Source organism: Acinetobacter sp. CIP 64.7, assembly GCF_000369745.1.
GTDB lineage: Bacteria > Pseudomonadota > Gammaproteobacteria > Pseudomonadales > Moraxellaceae > Acinetobacter > Acinetobacter fasciculus.
Genome location: NZ_KB850179.1, coordinates 468260 through 478980, shown reverse-complemented (window position 1 = coordinate 478980; position 10721 = coordinate 468260). Strand labels below are relative to the sequence as shown.

8 protein-coding genes and 2 pseudogenes are annotated in these 10721 nt (G+C 42.3%); 4 read left to right on the top strand and 6 right to left on the bottom strand.

Going from position 1 to position 10721, the window contains the following annotated elements; genetic code table 11:
* Positions 1-73: 73 nt before the first annotated feature.
* Positions 74-346 (bottom strand): annotated as a pseudogene (locus F890_RS08600) (transposase); the annotation flags it as partial.
* A 203-nt stretch (positions 347-549) separates the two neighbouring features.
* Between F890_RS08600 and F890_RS08595 the strand changes: the two are divergent.
* On the top strand, positions 550-1716 hold the full coding sequence (locus F890_RS08595) for an MFS transporter (protein WP_004280192.1): 1167 nt from the start codon (positions 550-552) through the stop codon (positions 1714-1716).
* Positions 1717-1732: 16 nt separating this feature from the next.
* Here F890_RS08595 and F890_RS08590 read toward each other — a convergent pair whose 3' ends face one another.
* Both F890_RS08590 and F890_RS08585 read right to left on the bottom strand, forming a co-directional pair.
* Positions 1733-3223, bottom strand: a complete 1491-nt coding sequence (locus F890_RS08590) for an amidase (RefSeq protein ID WP_005266474.1) — start codon at positions 3221-3223, stop codon at positions 1733-1735.
* Positions 3224-3269: 46 nt separating this feature from the next.
* Positions 3270-4701, bottom strand: a pseudogene (locus F890_RS08585) (diguanylate cyclase).
* A 314-nt stretch (positions 4702-5015) separates the two neighbouring features.
* Between F890_RS08585 and F890_RS08580 the strand changes: the two are divergent.
* Positions 5016-5459, top strand: a complete 444-nt coding sequence (locus F890_RS08580; protein WP_005100815.1) for a hypothetical protein — start codon at positions 5016-5018, stop codon at positions 5457-5459.
* A gap of 56 nt (positions 5460-5515) precedes the next feature.
* Here F890_RS08580 and accC read toward each other — a convergent pair whose 3' ends face one another.
* From accC to aroQ, 3 genes are read right to left on the bottom strand one after another with little or no spacing between them, the layout of a single operon-like run.
* On the bottom strand, positions 5516-6880 hold the full coding sequence (gene accC, locus F890_RS08575) for an acetyl-CoA carboxylase biotin carboxylase subunit (protein ID WP_004280198.1): 1365 nt from the start codon (positions 6878-6880) through the stop codon (positions 5516-5518).
* Positions 6881-6898: 18 nt separating this feature from the next.
* Positions 6899-7315 carry an acetyl-CoA carboxylase biotin carboxyl carrier protein gene (gene accB / locus F890_RS08570; RefSeq protein ID WP_005107117.1) on the bottom strand — a complete coding sequence of 139 codons (417 nt, stop codon included), beginning with the start codon at positions 7313-7315 and terminating at the stop codon, positions 6899-6901.
* 16 nt (positions 7316-7331) lie between these two features.
* Positions 7332-7787, bottom strand: coding sequence for a type II 3-dehydroquinate dehydratase (gene aroQ / locus F890_RS08565; RefSeq protein ID WP_004280201.1), 456 nt, complete (start codon positions 7785-7787; stop codon positions 7332-7334).
* 960 nt (positions 7788-8747) lie between these two features.
* Between aroQ and ybaK the strand changes: the two genes are divergently transcribed.
* Both ybaK and F890_RS08555 read left to right on the top strand, forming a co-directional pair.
* Positions 8748-9215: a Cys-tRNA(Pro) deacylase gene (ybaK, locus tag F890_RS08560; protein WP_005266473.1), complete on the top strand. Its 468-nt coding sequence runs from the start codon at positions 8748-8750 to the stop codon at positions 9213-9215.
* A gap of 194 nt (positions 9216-9409) precedes the next feature.
* Positions 9410-10663, top strand: a complete 1254-nt coding sequence (locus F890_RS08555) for a YncE family protein (protein WP_005266472.1) — start codon at positions 9410-9412, stop codon at positions 10661-10663.
* Positions 10664-10721 lie beyond the last annotated feature (58 nt).

Sequence of the window (10721 nt, the reverse complement as noted above, 5' to 3'; positions counted from 1 at the left end):
TCTTTATTGTTATGGATGAAATCCACCATTATTTGTGTGGGCGGTCGAGCTCCGCCTGGGCGAAAAAAGCGGCTGCTTTACGTAGAATTTCATTGGCACGCTTTAATTCTTTAATTTCACGTTCCATTTGCTTCATTTTTTCTTGATCAGATATCTGTTGTACTTTAATAGGATTTTGCTGATCTAAATGCTTTTGATGCCAGGCACGAAGTGTTTCAGGAGTACAACCAATCTTAGGCGCAATTGCTGTGATTGCAGCCCAAGTAGAAGGATAATCTTTTTCAGATTCAATCAATAATTGAACCGCTCTTTCTCTGATTTCAGGGGTATATTTTAATTTTGTCATCGGGATAGTCTCTCAGAATATTGACTCTCCGACAAACCCGGTACGGTTCAGTTTTTTACTTTAGCAAAATTTAGCCATAAACTTATGAAAATTTATTTTTAGAATAATGCGAGATGCTCGTAGCAAAATCAAGAGTCGTCGAATACAGTGCTATAGAAATCTATTTAGTTTAACATTCTGAAAATATTAGGATATATAAATCAATGCCAGTTCTAGCAATCCAGCATAGACTCAGTGGATTTTACTTTTTTTACTATGCGATTGTTGGGGCGTTCATGCCTTTTTGGAGTCTGTATCTAGAAGATCAGGGCTTCAATTATCAGGAAATTGGCATTTTATCTTCTATTGCAATCGTCACCCGCTTTTTTGCTCCCTTAATTTGGGGCTGGATTGCAGACAAGTCTGGTAAACGCATGCTGCTGGTACGTATTGCCACCTGGATGGAAGCCTGTATCTGGTTCATGATTTTTATCATTCCCAATAGCTTTCAGTCCGTAGCTTTACTGATGCTGATTTTCAGTTTCTTTCAGAATGCTATTTTGGCACAGTTTGAAGGCGTGACTTTGTTTTGGCTCGGGGAAAAAAGAGCAGAACTCTATGGCAAAGTACGAAAATGGGGATCTGTCGGTTTTATTATTGGTGTATTCGGCTTGGGCGCCGTCTTTGAAATTATGAGCATCAGTATGTTGCCAGTGTTGTTGCTGTGTATTTCATTTCTGGCCTTTCTCTGGTCATTTACCATTAAAGAGCCCACGATGGCGCCTACCGCCCAGAAACAGCTCGAACCCTTATGGCCGATATTTAAACGCCCAGTGGTGTATAGTTTTTTCCTGATTGAATTGATTCTGCTATTTTCACACGCGCCGTTTTATAGTTTTTATAGCAATTATCTCAGTCAGGCGGGATTTAGCACCAGCCAGATTGGGCTGCTCTGGTCAGTCGGGGTCATTGCGGAAATCATCATGTTTGCCTATGCGACGTTCTTTCTGACACGCTGGTCATGGCGCCATCTGGTCACGTTATGCTTATTGATGACCGGATTAAGATGGTTCATCGTCGGGGTCTTTCCTGCTTCATTCATGGCACAGTTTTTTGCTCAAACGATTCACGCTTTAAGTTTTGGTTTATTTCATATGATTGCGATGCGAGTGATTTTCCAGAATTTTTCTGCAGGGCAGCAAGGACGTGGACAAGCGCTATATAGCACGATGTGGGGCGTTGGCGTGGCGAGTGGCAGTATTCTGGCTGGGCATTATTGGGATCAAGTCGGCGGCACATCTATTTTTATCGCTGCTGCAGTATCGACTTTGCTTGGCTTGTTACTGATTTTCGGATTGCCAAATAAAGTCGAACTGCAAAAACAGGCTTGAAAATATCATCTCAGTATTAAATACGGATTTTGGCGTATTGCCCAAACCACGGTTGTGCCTGTTCCAATTGGGCTGCCAGTTGTAATAGCAGATCCTCACGGGCAAACGGCGCAATAAACTGTGAACCGAGCGGCAGGTTTTGTTCATTCCAGTACAGTGGTACAGACATCGCTGGGAGTCCGGTAATATTGGCCAACTGGGTAAAAGGCACCCATTTTAGATTTTCTTTCACAATCTGGTCGACCAGTTTACCTTGCGCCAGCAAATGTGCTTTATTTAGTTTCAATAAAGCTTTAAGAATCGGTTTCTGCCAGTTTGGTGTTTTGACCTCACCATTTTTTGGCGCCACTGTCGCCGTTGCAGGCGTCAGGTACAGATCATAATTATCAAAGAAATGATTCATCTGGGTCACGTACTGGCCCCAGTTATTCAGGTTCTGGATATAATCAATCGCGCTGGTTTTGGCCCCAAAAGCCGCCAGCGCTAAAGAGTCCAGTTCAAAATCATTCGATTTGGACGGATAGCCTTTCTGGATTTCATCCAGCATAAATGAAAACTGGCTAAACCAGGTGGTAATAAAATCCTTGGCCAGTTGCATGCCATCAATGGCTGGACGGTCTTCGACCACTTCATGGCCCAAAGATTCTAGCAATTTGGCTGTTTGTTCAATGGCTTTAATGGCATCCTGCGAAACAGGTGTGCCAATCGTAGAATAAGTGCTAAACGCAATTTTCAGTTTTTTTGGCGGTTGCTGAATCACATCCAGATAATGATGCTGTGGACGCTGAATCTTAAACAGTGAACTATGATCTTCACCATGGGTGGCATCCAGCATTGCAGCACTATCCCGTACCGTTTTGGTCAGTACATGCTGAATCGCGGCGCCATGCATGGCTTCACTCATTTGTGGTCCCCAAGGCGTGCGGCCACGACTCGGTTTCAGGCCAAACAGGCCGCAATAGGAAGCGGGGATACGTATCGAGCCGCCACCATCACCAGCACCCGCAATTGGTACAATTCCGGCAGCCACGGCAGAAGCGGAACCACCGGACGAGCCGCCGCTATTATGCTGTAAATTCCACGGATTTTTACAGCTGCCCCAAGCATCTGGTTCAGTAATACCTTTAATCCCAAATTCAGGAGTATTGGTACGTCCAAAAGTCACAATCCCGGCTTTTTCCCAGCGATTGACAATCTCGGCATTGGTCTCGGCGATATAACCAATCCGTTTTAAGCCCTGACAACCATAAGAAGTTGGATAACCGGCATATTCCTGAAACAGGTCTTTAACCAGAAAAGGCACACCGGCAAAAGGTCCGGACAGATTTTGCTGGCTCCGTTTCAATGCATGCTCATGCATCGGAATAATAATTGCATTTAGCTCGGGATTGGCAATTGAGCTACGCTCTAGTGCAGCAGATAAAAGTTCACTTGAATGTACTTGTTTATTGGCGACCAGATCAGCCAGTCCTAAACCGTCATATTGCAGATATTCTTCAAATTTCATTGCCATTCCCTAGTGTTGCTGCTTCAAGGTTGTAGATCATTTAGGCTCAAGATGCAAGCACCACCTGATTTCGCCCACGATGTTTGGCCTGATACAAGGCTTGATCTGCAATATTGATCAGGTTTTGCAGGTCTTGGGCCTGCGGTTCATTTTGATGAGTGATGCCCACACTCACGGTAATATACAGGGGCGAGCCATCTGATTGATAAATCGGGGTTTTTTCCACCAGATCACGAATCCGTTCTGCAATAAGACGTGCTTCTGATGGTTCGGTATTCCAGAGTAACAGCACAAATTCTTCCCCACCAATTCGTGCAAACAGATCTTCAGCACGTAAATTGCAGCGAATGATTTCCGCAAAATGTTGCAGCACCTTGTCACCGACATGATGGCCAAAATCATCGTTCAGACGTTTGAAATGATCAATATCCAGCATGATGACCGAAAATTCCATTCTGTTGGCATATTGCAGTAAATATTCACCTTTCTGAAAGAAAAAATGACGGTTCATGGTGCGGGTCAGACTGTCATGATTGGCCAGATAGAGAACCCGTTTAAACAGCTCATTGCGGTTTTGACTAATAATACAAAGAATAAGCGGCGATAAGGCCAGCATAAACAGCCCGATCCGGAGCGAAATATAAATCGTAGAATCTGCCAAGGTGTCATGCGTTGTGGCATAAAACCGCGTCAGGCTGTAATAGGTTAAAATAGTCACAAACGCATTAATCAGTGTCATGCTAAACAGGCGATAGGTCAACGCAGCCCAGATCAGTGCAGCCAGAGGGTAGAGCATTGCGCCGGGGCCTGCAAAAATATTGGTAATGATGACACAGGCCACGACTGAAGATGCAGGTAAAAAATAGCTGAAGTAATTACGTTTTTGACGACGGTTTTTAAATAGATACTGCATGTCTTTTATTCTTGGGAATGCCAAGATTAAAGGGAGAAACACAATATAATTCACCATTTCACCGGTCCACCACAGACCAAAATCAATCCATAAATTCTCTTTGGTCATGAATGAATTGGGTAGATTTGGCAAGGTGAGAACTGCAAAAGCCGCACTGGCCAGACAGCCTGCAAAAGCGAAGATGCCAAATAAATGAACGAATGTATAACCAGTATTATAGTATTTGTAATTAATCTTGAAATATCGAATAAAAAATATCGAGACAATAGTGCTGATCAGATTAGACAAGGTAAGAAACAGGCTTTGTAATAGGCTGTTCCCGGTGATCAGATCTGCAAACATAAAAGCGCTGAATGCACCCAAGCCAACCTCCCATATTATTTAAATGTGGAAAGCGTAAGAACAGGGCTAACAAGGCAGCATTGGCCGGCCACAATAAGGCCAGATACTCAATTGGTCTGGTTGCGATCCCAATAAAACAACAGACTAAAACAGCGAAAACAATGACAAAATAAGCATAGGTTTCATGATTTAATTGTTGTTCTGTTATTCGAGCTAATTGCAAATTTAAAATCCTATTCAAATTTTTAAGTGTGAATGATCACTTTGTTCAGCAACTAAGTTTGACCCAAAATATAATTTTATTGTTTGATTAATCTGTTATTAATGCGAACTATTAAGATTCTTATATACGAAATATATACAAAAAAAGTCAGAAAGGAAATCCATGTTTTTAAACAATGTGATAAATAATTTCTGACTCTGTATTGAAATTGCGTTAGAGCGGGACACGATCCCAAAAAATATGATAATTTAGAATCAATTGTTAACAAGATGCCGGTAAATATGAAAAAAATATGTCTTAGCCTTATCTTACTCATGAGCTCACCTTGGCTAATGGCGACAGAAAATAAAAAACCAGCGAATGCTCCTGCTAAAGCTGCTGAAATCCCAAATACATTTACTGTGAAAACCCGTCCGGAAATTGTCGGATTGTGGGGAATGGAAATCCCGAATAATAAAAAATGTATCGAATATTATAATTTTAAAGGCAATAATAATGTGGTGATTAAAAGTGGCGATGAGTGGACGTCGGGGCTATATGACTATCAGCCGGCACAGGATCCTTCGCAGCAGATTCCAGCGCTGATTCTGCAAGTAAAATATGACAATAATGAAAAAGACTGTTCAGGCAATCAGGTGGATCAGTCTGGTGAAATTTCGCAATATTTTGTGAAATGGCAAAACCCTTATACCATTAACTTCTGCGCCAATGAAAAAGCCGAACAATGTTTTGCTGTGCTCAGACGCGTATTGCCTTAAATTGCAAACAATAAAAAAACCGCTGAATGACAGCGGTTTTTTTTATGAGCTTTGATTTAAGCTTTGTCTTCAGCACCTTCAAGCTGCTTTAACAAATGCTTCTCTAGGTAATGAATATCCATTGCCTGTTTGCAGAAGTTTTTATCCTGAAGGATTAAATCTTTATGCAAAGGAATATTGGTTTTAACGCCAGTCAAAATCATTTCTTCCAAAGCATTTCTCATTCGAGAAATAGACGTCTCACGATCCTTACCATGCGAAATCAGTTTGGCAATCATCGAGTCATAATACGGCGGAATGCTATAGCCTGGGTAGATGTGCGAGTCTAAGCGGATACCTGCGCCGCCTGGTGCATAGAAGCTCTCAATCTTGCCGGGTGAAGGCAAGAAGGTTGATGGATCTTCTGCGTTAATACGGCATTCAATCGCATGTCCTAAAACCTTGACATCTTCTTGCTGAATATCCAGACCTAAGCCGCCAGCAATACGCAATTGCTGTTCGATAATATCGATACCCGTGACCATTTCAGTTACCGGATGCTCAACCTGAACACGCGTATTCATTTCAATGAAGAAGAACTCATCATCTTCAAACAGGAATTCGAATGTACCTGCACCACGATATTGCATCAATTTACAGGCATTGACACAGGCTTCTAGAATATCAGCACGTGCTTGCTCTGGTAAGTTCGGTGCTGGTGCTTCTTCCAGTACTTTTTGATGGCGACGCTGTAGTGAACAGTCACGATCATACAGATGAATCGCATGACCATTACCATCAGCAAGTACTTGCACTTCGACGTGACGTGGCTTTTGCAGGAAACGTTCCATATAGACCGTATCATCACCGAACCACATTTCTGCATCACGCTGTGCAGCCTGAACAGATTCCAGCAGGGTATCGACATTTTCTACGATACGCATACCACGACCACCACCGCCAGAAGCAGCTTTTACAATCAGTGGAAAACCGATCTCTTTGGCTTCAGCCATGGCATTGTGAATCGTTACGGCATGGTCGCAGCCCGGTACTGTTGGTACACCAGCTTTTTTCATGGCAATAATGGCAGAAACCTTGTTTCCCATTAAACGAATATGTTCCGGACGCGGACCAATAAAGATAAAACCAGAATTTTCTACGATTTCTGCAAATTCTGCATTTTCAGCGAGGAATCCATAACCAGGATGGATTGCATCTGCGCCGGTAATTTCAGCAGCTGTAATAATCGCAGGAATATTCAAGTAGCTGTCACTGCTCGCACCAGGGCCGATACATACTGCTTCATCACAGAAACGTAAATGCATCAGGTCCTTGTCTGCGTCAGAATAGACACCTACAGTTTTGATCCCTAAAGTTCTGCAAGCACGGGTGATGCGTAACGCAATTTCACCACGGTTTGCAATTAAAACTTTTTGCAACATTATAAATCCCCGGGGTGATTAAGCGCGGTAGCGGAAAAGTGGTTGACCGAATTGAATCACTTCACCATTTTTCACCAGAATTTCTTCAATCACACCGCTTTGAGTTGCTTCTATCGGGTTCATGATTTTCATTGCTTCGATAATACCGAGCGTATCGCCTGCAGAAACGGTCTGGCCAACTTTAACAAAGGTCGGCTCACCTGGGCTTGGTGCTGCATAGAACACGCCGACCATTGGTGAAGTTTCAACAGCACCGCGAGGAGATTTTGCTGCTGGCGCTTCGGCTGCTGGTGCAGGCATCGCAGGAACAGCTGCTGCAACCACTGGATTACGACGAGTTAATGCAATCGATTGATCGCCTTCTTTAACTTCGATCGCCTGTAAGTCAGATTCAATCATCAAGTCGATGAGTTTCTTGATTTTACGGATATCCATGAGACAGTATTCCTAATTAAGATTGTGTAGAAGGTTGTATTTTTTCAATGATATAGTCGAGGGCAGCAGCATAGCCTTTTGCACCTAGACCACAAATCACGCCGATGGCTTTATCGGACAAGTACGAATGATGTCGGAATGCCTCACGTGCATGCACATTAGACAGATGGACTTCAATGAAAGGAATGGCAACGCCAAGAAGGGCATCGCGAACCGCAACAGAGGTATGAGTCAATGCTGCCGGATTAATAATGATATATTGAACGCCGTCTTGCTGAGCTTGATGAATTCGGTCAACAATGGCACCTTCCCAGTTGCTTTGGAACGTTTCGAGTTGTAATGTGGCCTTTTGAGCCTGAGTAATCAGTTGCTGGTTAATATCGTCAAGACTAAGGTGACCATAAACTTCCGGTTCGCGCTTCCCAAGCAAGTTTAAATTCGGTCCATGAATAACCAAAATGGTCGAACTCATCCAGCATGCTCCAATTAAAAAGTATCGGGGTTTGTTTGCAAGATGTCTGCAAACTCTGCTTATTATTGCATGATTTTCTACATTACTATTTATAATTTCTTTGAATTAACGTAGAAAGCATATAGCAAACAGTGGCGCTATAATGAAAACTTTGCAGAGATTTGGCAATGTTAAAAAATTACAATTCGCTGGGTATTCAGATTATTTTCATTCTAAACCCAATTGGCAAAAACAGTTAATATCCTTTATGTAACTGTATCTTCATGTTAACGCTAAATTCTTCCTTTTAGTGATATTTTTAGTTTTGAGCAAGAGTTGTCTGGCTGATTTTACCGCAATGTTCGACTTCTAGAGCATAGAAAACTCTTTACATTCTGACTTTAGAGTTGTGCTGATTATCCTCTTTATATATAAGCTATCGACCGATTCTCAAAACGTGATGAAAATTTAAAAATATAAGATAAGACAATATGTTAATGATGTTTTCTCTTATTTTACTTGGATTTTTCTAGGTCTGTTTTTCCAATAGATTGGAATTAGTTACATCACTTTCAATTCAAGTATTCATGACAGACACTGCACAAGAATGTACTTCATCTTCCAGATATAAAGGTTGAATCTCAGCAGGTTTAAGATAAAACGCTCGACCTATATGCTTCATGTGTATAGATGGGCGAAGTGACGAATGTGTTCATCTTCAAGTCTTCTATATAGTGAAGCCATTAATTGCCTAACGCTTAGATAGTGGCAAAAACGCATACATTTGTTGCAATTTTGCGCACCATCATCTTTTCAAGAAAAGTTTAAAAGTATTGAAGAGCGTAATGATTGAACTAAATAGGCCTGATTGAAGCGGAATACGAGCTTAAAGTAAAATTTGCTCTATAGTTGCCTCATCTAAATTAACTTCTTGAGCTAATCTTTATATAATCATGCGATCCATCTCAAACAAGACTTTCTATGACCCCTGCATGCAAACTATTAAAAGCCAATAAAATCGAATACAGCATTCATGAATATGAACATGATGCCAATGCCAAAAGTTTCGGGCTAGAAGCTGCTGAAAAATTAGGGCTTTCGGTGGAAGAAGTCTTTAAAACTTTATTAGTCACGGATGATAAACAGTATTTTGTTGCTATATTGCCGGTACATCATCAACTCAATCTGAAAAAAGTAGCCCAGGCCGTAGGATGCAAAAAACTCCAGATGGCAGATCCTAAACATGCAGAACGCTTGACCGGCTATCTGGTTGGCGGAATCAGTCCCATTGGTCAAAAGAAACGATTAAAAACGGTGATTGATGCCACCGCAGAACAGTTGGATAAGATCTATGTCAGTGGCGGTAAAAGAGGCTTGGATATTGGATTAAAGCCGGCTGATCTTGCCAAAGTGCTCAATGCACAGTTTGTCGATGTGCTGGATACATAAGATCGAAGCACGATGATCACCTAAATTTATAGAACCTGAAGTGATAGATTTAAAATAGCTGCATATTTTTTTGGTCGGAAATAACAGTAAATCATTTTATACGTTTGTATATTAGATAAGTTAAAACACAGCCGGACTGTGTACACAACAAGGAATGAAAACAAAAATATAAATTATTATGCGGAGCATAATGGATGCAAATTCAAAATAAAAAATGGCCACGGTTCTGTCTGACATTATCTGCGATGGTGATTCTATCTGCGTTGCCGAGTGTACAGGCCGCTTCTGCACCTTCAGCTGCACCTGCCAATTCACAGCAGGTTTTCTTTGTCGGAAATAACTGGGATGGCACGGTAACCGTGATTCGTCCATCGGGTGATTTTGGCAAAATTGGCGTCATTAACATGATTCCTGACCGGAAAGAGCGCCTTAAAGAAATTCACCTGAATCCAATCAAACTGATTGCTTATACTTACATTCAGGCTACAGCCGGTGAAGGCAATGACCAGCTGGTGGATGATATGTACTCGACACCAGATGGACAGTCAGTCGTTGCATCACGCCCAAGTTTCGCCGATGTGGTATCAATTAATATCAAAACCGGCAAGATTAACTGGCGGACGTCAGTCGAAGGTTTCCGTGCCGACCATATGGCGGTATCACCAGATGGACAACGGGTTGCTGTTTCTGCATCTTCAGGGAATGTGGTGCATGTACTGGATATCCATACCGGTAAAGAGTTGGGCCGTTTCAGCACTGGCGATAAACCGCATGAAAACATTTACTTCGATGGCGGCAACAAGATCCTGAACTCTGCCATCGGCAATGTTGAAACCTCGATGGATGCACAGTGGCAAGACTTTACTAAAGGTAAGCGTTTTATCACTATCGCAGATGCCAACACGCATCAGGTGCTAAGAAAAATTGACTTCAGACCTGCACTGGATGCATTTGGTCGTAAAGATTTATCCAACTCAGTACGACCAATTGTATTTAGTAAGGATGAAACCAAACTGTATGCCCAGGTTTCATTTTTTAATGGGCTGATTGAGTACGATCTGAATCAGAACAAGATTAGCCGGATCGGACAGCTCCCTGGCAGTGACAGTATCCCGAAAGACCGAACCAAATGGGTGAATGATTCACGCCATCATGGCCTATCAATCAGTGCGGATGGTGAAAAGCTCTGTGTCGCCGGTACGATGGATAACTACGCTACGATTGTAGATCGCAAAACACTGACAGCCGGGAAACTGATTTCTGCAGGTAAACCTTATTGGGCAACGCGAAGCCCGGATGGTCGTAGCTGTGTAATTTCAGAAAGTGAAACAGATGTAGTCACAGTGATTGATTTTGCCACAGGCAATAAAGTGCTGAGTGTGCCGGTAGGAAATCATCCACAACGCGTCCGGATTGGATATGCACCAGCAGACTGGTCAACGCCGTAGTCAATCGTCGATGAGCGAAAAAGACAGCTTTTTGATAAAGGCTGTCTTTCTTTAGCTG

Bases quoted from the DNA above. Each gene is read 5' to 3' on its own strand.
- accB (WP_005107117.1), bottom strand. From the start codon at position 7,315: ATGGATATCCGTAAAATCAAGAAACTCATCGACTTGATGATTGAATCT.
- F890_RS08590 (WP_005266474.1), bottom strand. From the start codon at position 3,223: ATGAAATTTGAAGAATATCTGCAATATGACGGTTTAGGACTGGCTGAT.
- accC (WP_004280198.1), bottom strand. From the start codon at position 6,880: ATGTTGCAAAAAGTTTTAATTGCAAACCGTGGTGAAATTGCGTTACGC.
- F890_RS08595 (WP_004280192.1), top strand. From the start codon at position 550: ATGCCAGTTCTAGCAATCCAGCATAGACTCAGTGGATTTTACTTTTTT.
- F890_RS08580 (WP_005100815.1), top strand. From the start codon at position 5,016: ATGAGCTCACCTTGGCTAATGGCGACAGAAAATAAAAAACCAGCGAAT.
- F890_RS08555 (WP_005266472.1), top strand. From the start codon at position 9,410: ATGCAAATTCAAAATAAAAAATGGCCACGGTTCTGTCTGACATTATCT.
- aroQ (WP_004280201.1), bottom strand. From the start codon at position 7,787: ATGAGTTCGACCATTTTGGTTATTCATGGACCGAATTTAAACTTGCTT.
- ybaK (WP_005266473.1), top strand. From the start codon at position 8,748: ATGACCCCTGCATGCAAACTATTAAAAGCCAATAAAATCGAATACAGC.